The sequence below is a fragment of the Microbacterium sp. PA5 genome (assembly GCF_049860775.1).
Classification (GTDB): Bacteria; Actinomycetota; Actinomycetes; order Actinomycetales; family Microbacteriaceae; genus Microbacterium.
The window spans coordinates 1,724,885-1,736,828 of the sequence record NZ_CP187567.1 but is presented as its reverse complement, the minus strand read 5'-3'; the positions used below and the strand labels follow the sequence as shown (position 1 = coordinate 1,736,828).

The 11,944-nt window shown below is 71.8% G+C and carries 13 protein-coding genes and 1 tRNA gene; 7 read left to right on the top strand and 7 right to left on the bottom strand.

The window, feature by feature from the left end:
- Positions 1-56 precede the first annotated feature (56 nt).
- Positions 57-1,079, top strand: coding sequence for a hypothetical protein (locus ACPWUT_RS08145; protein ID WP_425836401.1), 1,023 nt, complete (start codon positions 57-59; stop codon positions 1,077-1,079).
- A 25-nt stretch (positions 1,080-1,104) separates the two neighbouring features.
- On the opposite strand, the gene ACPWUT_RS08140 is transcribed toward ACPWUT_RS08145, so the two are convergent.
- The 3 genes from ACPWUT_RS08140 to ACPWUT_RS08130 all read right to left on the bottom strand — a co-directional run bounded on the left by ACPWUT_RS08140 (position 1,105) and on the right by ACPWUT_RS08130 (position 4,016).
- Entirely contained in the window at positions 1,105-2,433 is a 1,329-nt protein-coding gene (locus ACPWUT_RS08140; protein ID WP_425836398.1) for a flavin monoamine oxidase family protein, read from the bottom strand.
- A gap of 132 nt (positions 2,434-2,565) precedes the next feature.
- A complete protein-coding gene (locus ACPWUT_RS08135) occupies positions 2,566-3,168 on the bottom strand; it encodes a hypothetical protein (protein WP_425836395.1) in 603 nt (200 codons plus the stop codon).
- 17 nt (positions 3,169-3,185) lie between these two features.
- Positions 3,186-4,016: an inositol monophosphatase family protein gene (locus ACPWUT_RS08130; protein WP_284527467.1), complete on the bottom strand. Its 831-nt coding sequence runs from the start codon at positions 4,014-4,016 to the stop codon at positions 3,186-3,188.
- Positions 4,017-4,111: 95 nt separating this feature from the next.
- Between ACPWUT_RS08130 and ACPWUT_RS08125 the strand changes: the two genes are divergently transcribed.
- A tRNA-Lys gene (locus tag ACPWUT_RS08125) sits at positions 4,112-4,187 on the top strand.
- A gap of 202 nt (positions 4,188-4,389) precedes the next feature.
- A complete protein-coding gene (locus ACPWUT_RS08120) occupies positions 4,390-5,325 on the top strand; it encodes a M23 family metallopeptidase (RefSeq protein ID WP_425836391.1) in 936 nt (311 codons plus the stop codon).
- 49 nt (positions 5,326-5,374) lie between these two features.
- On the opposite strand, the gene ACPWUT_RS08115 is transcribed toward ACPWUT_RS08120, so the two are convergent.
- Together ACPWUT_RS08115 and ACPWUT_RS08110 are read right to left on the bottom strand one after the other, a co-directional pair.
- Positions 5,375-6,604: an MFS transporter gene (locus ACPWUT_RS08115; protein ID WP_425836388.1), complete on the bottom strand. Its 1,230-nt coding sequence runs from the start codon at positions 6,602-6,604 to the stop codon at positions 5,375-5,377.
- On the bottom strand, positions 6,601-7,032 hold the full coding sequence (locus ACPWUT_RS08110) for a MarR family winged helix-turn-helix transcriptional regulator (RefSeq protein ID WP_284527465.1): 432 nt from the start codon (positions 7,030-7,032) through the stop codon (positions 6,601-6,603). Before ACPWUT_RS08110 ends, ACPWUT_RS08115 begins: the two co-directional genes overlap by 4 nt.
- 100 nt (positions 7,033-7,132) lie before the next feature.
- Here ACPWUT_RS08110 and ACPWUT_RS08105 point away from each other — a divergent pair, with 100 nt between their 5' ends.
- Complete coding sequence (locus ACPWUT_RS08105) at positions 7,133-7,885, top strand: 3-hydroxybutyrate dehydrogenase (protein WP_425836384.1); 753 nt, start codon at positions 7,133-7,135, stop codon at positions 7,883-7,885.
- Between the two features lie 12 nt (positions 7,886-7,897).
- Here the strand turns inward: ACPWUT_RS08105 and ACPWUT_RS08100 are convergent, their stop codons facing one another.
- Positions 7,898-8,716, bottom strand: coding sequence for an IclR family transcriptional regulator (locus ACPWUT_RS08100; RefSeq protein ID WP_425836381.1), 819 nt, complete (start codon positions 8,714-8,716; stop codon positions 7,898-7,900).
- A 101-nt stretch (positions 8,717-8,817) separates the two neighbouring features.
- On the opposite strand from ACPWUT_RS08100, the gene ACPWUT_RS08095 reads away from it, so the two are divergent.
- Genes ACPWUT_RS08095 through ACPWUT_RS08085 form a run of 3 tightly spaced genes read left to right on the top strand, consistent with a single transcriptional unit; the run spans position 8,818 to position 11,439 of the window.
- Positions 8,818-9,603 carry a CoA transferase subunit A gene (locus ACPWUT_RS08095; RefSeq protein WP_284527462.1) on the top strand — a complete coding sequence of 262 codons (786 nt, stop codon included), beginning with the start codon at positions 8,818-8,820 and terminating at the stop codon, positions 9,601-9,603.
- A gap of 1 nt (position 9,604) precedes the next feature.
- The gene (locus ACPWUT_RS08090) at positions 9,605-10,258 is read left to right on the top strand and encodes a CoA transferase subunit B (RefSeq protein WP_425836376.1); all 654 of its coding nucleotides are present in this window, start codon (positions 9,605-9,607) and stop codon (positions 10,256-10,258) included.
- Positions 10,255-11,439: an acetyl-CoA C-acetyltransferase gene (locus tag ACPWUT_RS08085; RefSeq protein ID WP_425836373.1), complete on the top strand. Its 1,185-nt coding sequence runs from the start codon at positions 10,255-10,257 to the stop codon at positions 11,437-11,439. Before ACPWUT_RS08090 ends, ACPWUT_RS08085 begins: the two co-directional genes overlap by 4 nt.
- Before the next feature lie 229 nt (positions 11,440-11,668).
- On the opposite strand, the gene ACPWUT_RS08080 is transcribed toward ACPWUT_RS08085, so the two are convergent.
- Positions 11,669-11,926 (bottom strand): hypothetical protein, encoded by a 258-nt coding sequence (locus ACPWUT_RS08080; RefSeq protein WP_284527459.1) that lies wholly within the window; start codon positions 11,924-11,926, stop codon positions 11,669-11,671.
- Positions 11,927-11,944 lie beyond the last annotated feature (18 nt).

Sequence of the window (11,944 nt, the reverse complement as noted above, 5' to 3'; positions counted from 1 at the left end):
GGCCCTTCGTCGTGACGGCCGTCGTCCGGCCCGAAGGCGGGGTGTACGGTGCGGGCATGGAGCCGATCCGGGTAGGACTGGTGGCCGATCCCGCATCGCCCACCGACGTGGCGCGCCGCATGACGGACCTCACCCCGTCCGCGGAGGCGAGCGTCGAGGTGTGGGAGGTCGAGTTCGTGAGCGAGCCCTTCACGCTGGGCTCCGAGGATGTCGACATCGCCTTGGCGCGGCTGCGGGCGCGGGCCCTGGCCCATCAGTGGGACCTCGTGATCGGTGTGACGGAGCTCCCGCTCCGCGACGACGACGGGCGCTACCTCGTCGCGGCGCTCGACACGCGACGCAAAGCCGCCGTGCTGTCGCTGCCCGCTCTGGGAGGCCTCCGCGTCCGCTCCCGCGCACGTCGCACGGTGCGCGGACTCGTCACCGACATGGCGGGGTCCTCGCCGCCGCACGAGGAGCGGGTGACGCTCCCGGGTCTGAGCGGGCGGGGTCGGGTTCTCCTGGGCATGGTGCTCGCGAACCGGCCGTGGCTCCTCGCCGCGGGGCTCAAGTCGGCCCTCGTCGCCGCGCTGGCCACCGGCGCGGTCGCGACCATCGAGCCGACGGTGTGGCTGCTGGCGGCATCCCTGTCGGGCTGGCGTCTGGGCGCCGCCTCGATCGCCTCGATCGCCATCGTCATCGCGTGGATCATCATCGACGGCGAGCTGTGGGACCGCCCCGAGGACGGGTCCGCCGCCGCTCGCGAGAGATCGCGCCTGTACAACACCTCGACGCTGCTCACCCTGACGGTCGGCAGTTCCGCATCGATCGTCGTCACGAGCACCGCCAGCATGCAGCTGACCCGCACCCTCTCGCCGTTCGCGCGTCGCCTGACCGGGCGCCACGCCCGGCTGCTGGACGCCGAGACGCGGCGGATCTGCGCCGCCTCGGGCACGCCGATGATCGCCCTCGACGCGGCGAACGATCTCACCGCCCGGACCTACGCGCGATGGGGCCGGCGGATCGGCACCCAGGTGGTGGCGTGCCTGCGAGACCGGGAGAGGGAGCGGGCGGCGAGACGGCGCGGACCCGAGATGTAGTCCGCCCGGCGGGCGCCGCGCGGGGTCAGTCCCTCAGCCAGGCCCGATCGATGGCGACGTCGCGCTGCAGGATCCGCGAGGCGGCGCGGTGACCCGACATCATCGCCGCGGTGACCGTGGCGGGGTCCTCGGTCCAGGTCGCCTCGCCGGCGAGATGGAGGACGCCGCCGACGGGCATGGCGAGCGCATCGTGGTCGTCCGTCGTGGAACCGACCGTCATGTAGGCGTAGGAGCCGTGGCTGAACGGGTCGTCCTGCCAGTCGGTCACGGTCACGTGCGTCGGCTGCTCGACCCGCTCGCCGTACAGGCGGTGCAGCTGGGCCAGGACCGCGTCGACGATCTCCCGGTCGGTCCAGTCGCGGGTCTGCACGGCGGCGGGACCGGCGGCGAAGGTGAGGAGTGTGGGGACGCCGTGCAGCGGGGTCAGGTCGTACCAGGAGTGCCACCACCGGCTCTCCGGTCCCTGCTGCCGGATCGCGTAGACGCCCTCGTCCCAGAACCGGGTGGGGAAGCGCAGGAAGACCTTCTCGAAGGCGTTCATCCGCAGACGCGACAGCGGCGCGGCCACCTCGGGAGGAAGCGGAGGCTCGATCTCGAAGGCGCCGGACTGCAGCACGCCCACGGGGACGGTGACGACCGCCGTGTCGGCCGTGAACGCCTCGTCGCCCACGTGCACGGTCACGCCGTCGGCCGACCAGGCCACCCGCGTGACGAGGTGCCCGAGCCGTACGTCGAGACCGCGGGCGAGTCCCTCCGGGAGTCGGGCGTACCCCTCCGGGAAGACGACCTCGTCCCCGTCGATCGCGTCGTCGTCGAGGCCGTGGGCGGCCAGGTCCTCGATCCAGGCGCCGTACTGCTCCTCGCTGCGGTGCTCGAGGTACTCCCGCACGCGCTGGGCGCGGTCGGGTTCCCACTCCTGCGCCGCGAGGGCGCGCTCCGTGACGTCGCGGTACGAGGCGTCGGCAGCCGACGCCTCGATGATCTCGACCAGCGCGGCGTCGACCGCGTGGATGTCATCGATGTGCTGCTGCGCGTCGGCATCCGACAGCCGGCGCCCGTCGGGCCCGTAGTAGGCGATCGGCCGGCTGTCGGGCTGGTAGCCGCCGACGGTGAACTCGACCATCCGCATGCCGAAGGCCGAAGCAGCGGCGGCGACGGGGCTGTCGGTGATGCCGTGGATCCAGGACGCGCCGCGGTCGGTGACGACGCCCCCGTCGTCATCGCTCCAGACGCGTCCTCCGACGCGATCGCGTGCCTCCAGGACCACGACGCGGCGCCCCGCGTCGGTGAGGAGTCCGGCGGCGGTGAGTCCGGCGACGCCCGCTCCGACCACGATCGTGTCGACGTGTGCCATCGGTGCCCTCCGCGCTCGGCTCCTCGCGCCCTCCGACGCTTCCGCCCCGACTCTACTTCGGAGGCCGCCGCGCGACCATCACCGCCCGGCATCGCTGCCCGGCCGGGCAGAGGACCGCGGGAGACGAGCCGGCTATGCGCCGGGGCGCTCGATCAGGATGAGTCCCTGCTTGGTGTCGGACACCATGACCCAGCCGTCCCCGAACAGGTACGTCATGCCGTAGCCGTCCTCGTCGACGGCGATCGCCTGTGCCGGGTCCTCGGTGACGTACAGCCCCTCGGATCCGTCCTCGGCGATCCACCCCTCCGCCTCCAGCGAGGTCTGCACGGTGGCGGCCTCCTCCGCGGTGATGGGGGACCAGCCGAACAGCAGCAGGTCGTCGCCGGTCGTGTTGTCGAAGTCGCCCCACGTGCACGCCGTCCCGTCGGGGAGCTCGGTGTCGCCGATGACGAACGGGTCCTTCCTCGCGGTCCACCCCTGGTCGGTGAGCTCGGTGACCAGATCGGGGCCGATGAGGTTCTCGCACGTCACGGTCGCGGGGTCGACCGCGTTCCCCGTCTCCTCCGGGCCGGGGGAGGCGCTCGGGTCGACGGGTGCGACGGTCTCCGTCGTGCCTCCGTCGCCCGGCATCGTCGGCGCGGGCGCCGGGGACGGCGCGCACGCGGAGGCCGCGACCGCGATGCCCGCGGCCAGGAGCACGGTGAGGGCGAGGCGAGAGGGGACGCGAGCGATCATGCGGCGGGGGCTCCGGTTCAGCGAGCAGCGTGGATGAGGGAGAGGAACTCGTCGTGCAGGACGCCGTTCGTGGCCAGCGACGACCGCGTCGAGATGGTGTCGACGCCGTCGATGTCGGTGAACCGGCCGCCGGCCTCGGTCACGATGGGAACGAGCGCGGCGATGTCGTACTCCTTGACGTCGAACTCCGCGACGAACTCCAGCCGTCCCTCCGCGAGCAGCATGTACGGCCAGGCGTCGCCGTACCCGCGGTCGCGCCAGACCGCACGACTCACCCGCAGGAGTGCGTCTATGCGCCCCGCGCCCTCCCACTGGCCGATGCTCTGGAAGCTGATGCTCGCGGCGCCCACGTCGGAGACCGTCGACACGCGCAGGCGGCGAGGCGCACCGGACGCGCTGTTCGTCCACGCGCCCATGCCGGCTGCCGCCCACCAGCGCCGTCCGATCGCGGGCTGGCTGGCGACGCCCACCCGCGGCACACCGTCGATCGCGAGGGCGATCAGCGTCGTCCACAGGGGGATGCCCTTGAGGTAGTTGGCGGTGCCGTCGATCGGGTCGATCACCCACCGGCGGTCGCTGGCTCCTCCGGTGCCGAACTCCTCGCCCAGGATGCTGTCCTCGGGGCGCTCTTCGGCGAGGATCGTGCGGATCGCTCTCTCGGTGGCGAGGTCCGCCTCCGTCACGTGGGTCGCGTCGGCCTTCGTGCGGACCTCGAGGTCGGATGCGTCGAACCGCGCCATGGCCACCGCGTCCGCCGCGTCGGCCAGCCGCAGCGCCAGCGCGAGATCGCCCGAGAGATCCCCGTCGAACGGCGCGTTCCAGGAGGGCGTGGCGGCGGGGGTGGTCACGTGCTCCAGGATACGCGGGGTGGTCGCCTCGATTGGCGGGAGACGGCATCGGGATGATAACGTTGACCCTCGGTTCGCCTCGCAGCGAACAGCCTGCACCTCTAGCTCAATCGGCAGAGCAACTGACTCTTAATCAGTGGGTTCTGGGTTCGAGTCCCAGGGGGTGCACCACAGAAGGCCCCGGTCACTCTCGCCAGTGACCGGGGCCTTCTGCTCGTGCGGAGGGACGTGGTGAGCGACAGCCCGCGAGTGCGTGGGGGCGCTTTTTTCGGGACGGGACGTGCCCTCAGCGACAAGCGTGCGCTAGCGTCGCTGCATGTGCGCTGACGGATACGATGCAGAACCCCGGTGGATGCTGACACGTAGGCAAGTCATGATCGGCGGCGCCCTGGGGTCGCTCGTGTACTTGGCAGGCGAAGGGCTCGTCCCGCTCGTCGCGAGGGCCGATGCTCCGGCCTGGGTGAAGCCTCTCGATGGTCCGATCACGTACACCCAGGACTGGGAAGGCAACGGCAACTACCCGTACGAGCCCGACGGTCTGCACCGCGCGCTGGACATGCAGCGGGTCGGGTACACCGACTCCCCGGTGTACTCGATGGCGGCGGGCGAAGTCATCCGGAGCGAATGGATCGACTATCTCGGATTCTGCGCGGTCATTGCTCACGCGGGTGACTACTACACCTTGTACGCGCACCTGGAGTCGACGCCGGTCGTCGGCGTCGGCGACCAGGTTGTGGCTGGCCAGGTGCTCGGCACCATGGGTCAGACGGGGGGCAGTTGGCCTGTCCACCTGCATCTCGAGATGTATCAGGGCGGGTTCAGTCGTCACGTCCCCTCGCCGGGGGGCAATCGAATCGATCCCGAGCAGATCGTGCGCGCCGCCCCCTATCCCGACTCGATTCCTCAACCCATCGGAGAAGAAATGCCCAGCTACATCGAGCAGGACTATGGCACGACTCAGAACTTCCCCACCTCCGACTGGACCTGGGTGCGCCCGGATCCGGACACCCTGTCGGTCGAGAAGGGGACGAGTCTCGTATCCGTCTCGGCCCACTTCGTCATCGAGGGACTCGGCGCCGGCCAAATCGCCAAGTTCCGTTTCGTGAAGTACAACACCGATACCGCCAACGTCCTGTCGCTCGGCACGATCGAAGTCATCGGCACGTCGGGCTCGACGTCAGGTCAGGTTTCGACCGTCGCCAGCCTCGGCAGCACCAACCATCGGCTCCGCCTGCAGATGTTGAGCGAAGTGTCCGGGGTCACGTTGACGGACGTCTCGGTCAAGGGCCTCAGCTGGCCCATCCCCTGACGCGTCGGCGCCCTGCCACCGACCGCGGAGTCGTGGCTTGGCCGACTCCTCACACCGCGTCGCCGACGAGGACCGCTGCGGCCTCATCGCCGGCATCCGCCTCGCGCGCGTCGATGCGGGAGAGCGCCCTCCGCCCGAGGGCGAGGACGGCGGCCGACACCAGCACCGAGGCCGCGGCGAAGACGAACGGCACGGCGGCGCCGAACGCGTGCCACAGCAGCGCCGCGACGGGCGGTGCTGCCGCGCCGCCGAGGAAGCGCACGGCCGAGTACGCGGAGCTCGCGACGGAGCGCGGCAGGTCTGTCGCCTCCATCACCGACTCCGTGAGGATCGTGTTCATGAGGCCGAGCAGCAGCCCGCCCACGACGATGCAGACGACCAGGCCGGCGGGCTCCTCGACCATCAGCGCGGCGGCCAGGAGATCGGCGGCGAGCAGGGGCAGGACGATGAGCATGGCGGTCGTCCGTGCGAGCCGGCGCAGCAGGAGCGGGGCGATCCACACGCTGGTGATCGCGAGCGCGACGCCCCATCCGAAGAAGGTCAGCCCGATGCCCATCGCACCGAAGCCGAGCGGGAACGGCGAGAACGCCAGCAGCACGAAGAAGCCGATGTTGTAGAAGAGGGCGGCAGCGGCCAGCACGGCCAGCGAGGGCACGCGCAGGGCGCGCAGCGGCGCCGCGAGGGGGATCGGCGTGCGAGCCCGGTCCGGGCTGCGCAGGAGCACCAGCACCGCGACGAAGGCGATCGCCATGAGGGCCACGACGCCGAAGAAAGGCCCGCGCCAGCTGATCTCGCCGAGGAAGCCGCCGAGCAGCGGCCCGATCGCGATGCCGAGCCCGAGGGCCGCCTCGTACAGCACGATCGCCGCCGCGCTTCCGCCCGAGGCCGCGCCGACGATCGTGGCCAGCGCGGTCGAGATGAACAGCGCGTTGCCGAGGCCCCATCCCGCGCGGAAGCCGATGACGGCGTCGACCGAGCCCGAGAGGGCGCACAGGAGCGCGAACACGACGATGAGGCCGAGACCGGCCAGCATGGTCGCCTTTGCGCCGATGCGGCTCGAGACCCAGCTCGTCACGAGCATGGCGAGGCCGGTGACGACCAGATAGCTCGTGAAGAGGAGCTCGGTCTCGACCGGACTCGCCGCCAGCGACTCGGCGATGGCGGGGAGGATCGGATCGACCAGCCCGATGCCCATGAACGCCACCACGCTGGCGAACGCGACCGCCCACACCTGGGCGGGCTGGCGCCAGACGCTGCTCGTGGCACGCGCCCCCGTCATCGTGCCGGCTCCACCGGCGCGGCGACCGCGGCCAGGATGTCGGCCGCGCGCCGGAGCGCGGCGAGGTCGTCGTCGTCGAGATGGGCGAAGCGCGGGGCGAGCGTGTCGGCGAGCAGGGTCAGCCACTCCTCGAGCGCGACGGCCCCCGCGGCGGTCAGCGACAGGATGCTCGCGCGCGAGTCGGTGGGATCCGCGGATCGGGAGATCAGCCCGGCATCGACCATCTGGGCGGTGAGGCGCGTCATGCCCGGCTGCGTGACGCGACTGAGGGTCGCGAGATCGCCCAGCCGCTGCGGGCCGTGATCGCGCAGGAGGGCGAGCGTGCGCCACTGCGCCGACGGCGCCTCGCTCCGTGTCTCCAGCGAAGCGATGCGCGTCAGGGCGTGGGCGCCCATGAGCAGCCGGATCAGGTCATCGGAGTAATGCATACCAAAAGTATATACCGTGTGTATGCAATGGGATTGACGCGGGGCGCCGGACCGCGGACGATGGGCATCGACCGTGGGTGCGGAGAGAGGGAGGGCCTGGATGCCAGAGGCGGAGTTCGCGGGCCGGCACGCGCTGGTGACCGGAGGTGCCAGTGGTATCGGCCTGGCCTGCGCGCGGGAGTTCGCCGCACGCGGCGCACGGGTGACGATCGCCGACGTCCACGAGCCGACGACCCGCGCGGCGGCGGACGAGATCGGCGGTGAGGCATGGATCGTCGACCTCTCGGCGACCAGCCGCCTCGATGACCTCTCCCTCGACGTCGACATCCTCGTGAACAACGCCGGGGTGCAGACCGTCGCCCCCATCCACGAGTTCGATCCCGAGCGGTGGCGGTTCATGCACCGGCTCATGGTCGAGGCCCCGTTCCTCCTCATCCGGGCCGCCCTCCCCGGGATGTACGCGCGGGGGCGTGGGCGCATCATCAACATCTCCAGCGCCCACGGGCTGCGCGCGAGCCCCTTCAAGTCGGCCTACGTGGCGGCCAAGCACGCGCTGGAGGGCCTGTCGAAGACGACCGCGCTCGAGGGCGGCCCCCACGGGGTGACCAGCAACTGCATCAACCCTGCCTACGTGCGCACACCGCTGGTCGAGAAGCAGATCGCGGATCAGGCGGCCGTGCACGGGATCGCGCCGGGCGAGGTCGTGGAGCGGATCATGCTGACCGAATCGTCGATCAAGCGTCTCATCGAACCGGGCGAGGTGGCCTCGCTCGCCGCGTGGCTGGCGTCGGACGGCGCCGGCATGGTGACGGGGGCGAGCTACACGATGGACGGCGGGTGGACCGCGCGCTAGGGGCGCGCGGACTCAGCGCGCGCTGGCAGCGATGCGCGTGGTCAGCTGGTGCGCATGGGCCAGCAGCGTCCGCCCGAGCTCCGCTTGCCGCTCGGGCCCGAACCGGAACTCGACACCGGTGAGGCTCAGCGCCCACTGCGGGTGACCCGCCCGCGTGAACACGGCGGCACCCAACCCGTAGCTTCCCTCCACGATGAGGCCCGGATTGACCGCATAGCCCGTGCTGTGCGTCTCGCGCAGCCGCGCGCGCAGCCGCTGCTCCCCGTGGGCGGCGCCCCAGCGGGACGCGAGATCGGGATGCCGCTCGAAGTAGGCGTCCACATCGTGGGAGGGCAGGAACGCGAGGATCGCCAGCCCGGCGCTCGCGACGCCCAGGGGGAAGCGCACGCCCTCGGACAGCACGAACGAGCGGATCGGGAAGCTGCCCTCCTCGCGGATGAGGCAGACGGTCTCGTCTCCCCGGCGCACCGAGAGGAACGCGCTCTCCTCGGTGCGGACGGCGAGCGAGCGCACGATGTCGCGCGCGATCGCGGTGATGTCGTACCGCGTCGCCGCGACGGTCCCCATGAGGTAGAGCTCGGGTCCCGGCAGCCAGCGCCCGGTGACCTCGTCCTGGTCGAGGAGTCCCTCGCGTCCGAGCGCGGCCAGCAGCCGGTGCGCCGTCGGGCGGGTGAGCTCCGCGCGCCGGGCCAGATCGGCGACGGTGGCGCCGTCGTCGCCCGCCTGTGTCACCAGACGCAGCAGGACGGCGGCCCGGGCGACCGACTGCGTGCCCGGCACGGTCGGGCCGGCGGCGCGCGAACCGGAGGTCTCCGCGTCGATGCCGTCCATGATGTGGACAATACGTCGACGCGCATCCACATGGCAAACAACAGGGTGCGCGGACGCGCCCGGGGACCGACGATGGAGGGAGCGCGGACGAAGGAGTGCACGTGATCGACAAGACCTGGCCCACGGCGGCGGAGGCGGTCGCCGACATCCCCGACGGCGCGTCGATCGCGGTCGGCGGCTTCGGGCTGTCCGGCAACCCCATGGTGCTGATCGAGGCGCTGCACCGGCAGGGCACCCGCGACCTGCGCATCGTCAGCAACAACTGCGGCGTGGACGACTGGGGGCTCGGCATCCTGCTGGCCGACCGGCGCATCGCGCGGATGACGTCGTCGTACGTCGGGGAGAACCGCGAGTTCGAACGGCAGTTCCTCTCCGGCGAGCTCGAGCTGGAGCTCACCCCGCAGGGCACCCTGGCGGAGAAGCTGCGCGCCGGGGGCTCGGGGATCGCCGGGTTCTACACGCAGACGGGCATCGGCACGCAGGTGGCCGAGGGCGGCCTGCCCCGCCGGTACGACGGCGCCGGCGGTGTCGCCGTGGCGTCCCCGCCGAAGGACGTGCGCGCCTTCGAGCAGGACGGCGAGGTGCGCGACTACGTCCTCGAGGAGGCGATCGTCACGGACTTCGCGCTCGTCCACGCCGCCGCCGGCGACACGCACGGCAATCTCGTCTTCCGCCGCGCCGCGCGCAACTTCAATCCGCTCGCCGCCATGGCCGGACGCATCTGCGTCGCGCAGGTCGAGGAGCTCCTGCCCGCGGGGGCGATCGACCCGGATCGCGTGCACCTGCCCGGGGTCTACGTGCACCGCATCGTCGCCGTGGGCACGGGGATCGAGAAGCGCATCGAACGTCGCACCGTCCGCGAGCCGCGGCCGGGAGAGGGGGCCTGACATGGCGCGCACCCGGGAGGAGATGGCGGCCCGTGCCGCTCGCGAGCTCGCAGACGGATCTTCGGTGAACCTCGGGATCGGTCTGCCCACGCTCGTGCCGAACCACGTGCCCGAGGGGGTGACGGTCGTCCTCCAGTCCGAGAACGGCATCCTGGGAGTGGGTCCCTATCCGGTCGAGTCCGAGGTCGACCCCGATCTCATCAACGCGGGGAAGGAGACGGTGACGGTGCGCCCGGGCGCGTCCTTCTTCGACTCGGCGCTCAGCTTCGGGATGATCCGGGGCGGCAAGATCGATGCCGCGATCCTCGGGGCGATGCAGGTGTCGGCCGGGGGAGACCTCGCCAACTGGATGATCCCGGGCAAGATGGTGAAGGGCCCGGGCGGGGCGATGGACCTCGTCCACGGCGCCGCACGGGTGATCGTGCTGATGGAGCACGTCGCCCGTGACGGATCGCCCAAGATCGTCGAGGCCTGCACGCTGCCGCTGACCGGGCGGGGCGTGGTCGACCGCATCATCACCGACCTCGCCGTCATCGACGTCACCGACGAAGGACTCGTGCTCGTCGAGACGGCGCCCGGCGTGAGCGTCGCCGACGTCGTCTCCGCCACCGACCCACCGCTCATCGTCCGCATCGAGGAGGAGAACGCCTCATGAGCAGAGACGACGTCGTCATCGTCGCCGCCGCGCGCACGCCGCAGGGCCGACTCAAGGGGCAGCTCGCCTCGTTCACCGCGCCCCAGCTCGGCGGGTTCGCGATCGCGGGCGCCCTCGACCGCGGGGGCATCCCGGCCGGCGCAGTGGACGCGGTCGTGCTCGGCCAGGTGCTGCCGGCGGGGTCGGGACAGAACCCCGCGCGTCAGGCCGCCCTCGCGGCGGGCATCGGGTGGGACGTGCCCGCCTCCGCCGTGAACAAGGTGTGCCTGTCCGGGCTGACGGCGATCATCGACGCGGCCAGGATGGTCGCGCTGGGCGACGCCGCGGTGGTGGTCGCCGGCGGCATGGAGTCGATGACCCGGGCGCCGCACCTGCTCATGGGATCGCGCGACGGCTGGACGTACGGCTCGGTCGAGGTGCTCGACCACATGGCGTTCGACGGTCTGACCGACGCCTACGACCACGAGAGCATGGGCGCGTCGACCGAGCGGCTCAATCCGCGCTTCGAGGTGACGCGCGAGGCGCAGGACGCCGTGGCCGTGCGGTCGCACCAGCGCGCGGCGGCGGCGCAGGCCGAGGGACGGTTCCGTGCCGAACTCGTGCCGGTGGTCGTCCCGCAGCGACGGGGCGACCCGCTCACCGTGTCCGCCGACGAGGGAGTCCGGCCGGGGACGACGATGGCCGCGCTGGCCGCGCTCCGACCGGCGTTCAGCGCCGACGGGACCATCACCGCGGGCAACTCGTCGCAGATCTCCGACGGCGCGGCCGCCGTCGTCATCACGCATCGCGCTCACGCAGATGAGAACGGCTGGCCGGTGCTGGCCGTGATCGGGGCGTCGGGACAGGTGGCGGGGCCGGACAACTCGCTGCACGCGCAGCCGGCGCGTGCGATCGAGCGGGCCCTGCACAAGCAGGGCATCGGAGTGGAGGACCTCGACCTCGTCGAGATCAACGAGGCCTTCGGCGCCGTCGTCGCCCGCTCCCAGGCCGAGCTGGGCCTGTCGGACGACGTGGTCAATCCCGACGGCGGCGGTATCGCCCTGGGGCACCCGATCGGCGCGAGCGGGTGCCGGCTGGTCGTGCATGCGGTGCACGAGCTCGTCCGGCGCGGGTCGGGCACGGCGGCCGTCGGTCTGTGCGGCGGCGGCGGTCAGGGCGAGGCGCTCATCCTCGTCCGCTGACGCGGCGCGCCCTCGCGGCGCGCGGTCGCGTTACCCTGGTCCCACGCGCAGTCGCGCCTTCGTGGACGAGAGGAATCCAGATCGTGTGCTCACCGGTACGGTGCCAGAACTGCGGCAAGACGACGTGGCAGGGCTGCGGACTGCACGTCGACGAGGCTCTCGCGGGCGTCGCCGCCGCCGACCGCTGCACCTGCGCGCGCTGACGGGCGACGCCCTCCCGCGCTGATGCTCAGCGGCCGCGCACGCGTCGCCGCAGGAGGTCCTTCTCGTCGCCGGCCACCGGCGAGTCCGGGGCGATGAGTCCGCCGCGCGACGCGCGGTACGTGTCGACGATCGTCCCGATGGCGAGGGCGAAGGTGATCGCCCAGCTGAGCCACGCCAGCGCGGTGCGCCAGTTGAAGGGCGCGTCGTCGCGCGCAGAACGCAGCAGGGTGAGGCCACCGGTGACGGCGGAGATGATGCCGGTTCCGAACAGGTACTTGCGCATAGCACCACGCTACCGGGC

Excerpts from the sequence above, each read along its gene's own strand:
- ACPWUT_RS08120 (WP_425836391.1), top strand. The coding sequence starts at position 4,390 with ATGATCGGCGGCGCCCTGGGGTCGCTCGTGTACTTGGCAGGCGAAGGG.
- ACPWUT_RS08115 (WP_425836388.1), bottom strand. The coding sequence starts at position 6,604 with ATGACGGGGGCGCGTGCCACGAGCAGCGTCTGGCGCCAGCCCGCCCAG.
- ACPWUT_RS08080 (WP_284527459.1), bottom strand. The coding sequence starts at position 11,926 with ATGCGCAAGTACCTGTTCGGAACCGGCATCATCTCCGCCGTCACCGGT.
- ACPWUT_RS08100 (WP_425836381.1), bottom strand. The coding sequence starts at position 8,716 with ATGGACGGCATCGACGCGGAGACCTCCGGTTCGCGCGCCGCCGGCCCG.
- ACPWUT_RS08135 (WP_425836395.1), bottom strand. The coding sequence starts at position 3,168 with ATGATCGCTCGCGTCCCCTCTCGCCTCGCCCTCACCGTGCTCCTGGCC.
- ACPWUT_RS08110 (WP_284527465.1), bottom strand. The coding sequence starts at position 7,032 with ATGCATTACTCCGATGACCTGATCCGGCTGCTCATGGGCGCCCACGCC.
- ACPWUT_RS08085 (WP_425836373.1), top strand. The coding sequence starts at position 10,255 with ATGAGCAGAGACGACGTCGTCATCGTCGCCGCCGCGCGCACGCCGCAG.
- ACPWUT_RS08105 (WP_425836384.1), top strand. The coding sequence starts at position 7,133 with ATGCCAGAGGCGGAGTTCGCGGGCCGGCACGCGCTGGTGACCGGAGGT.
- ACPWUT_RS08140 (WP_425836398.1), bottom strand. The coding sequence starts at position 2,433 with ATGGCACACGTCGACACGATCGTGGTCGGAGCGGGCGTCGCCGGACTC.
- ACPWUT_RS08090 (WP_425836376.1), top strand. The coding sequence starts at position 9,605 with ATGGCGCGCACCCGGGAGGAGATGGCGGCCCGTGCCGCTCGCGAGCTC.
- ACPWUT_RS08145 (WP_425836401.1), top strand. The coding sequence starts at position 57 with ATGGAGCCGATCCGGGTAGGACTGGTGGCCGATCCCGCATCGCCCACC.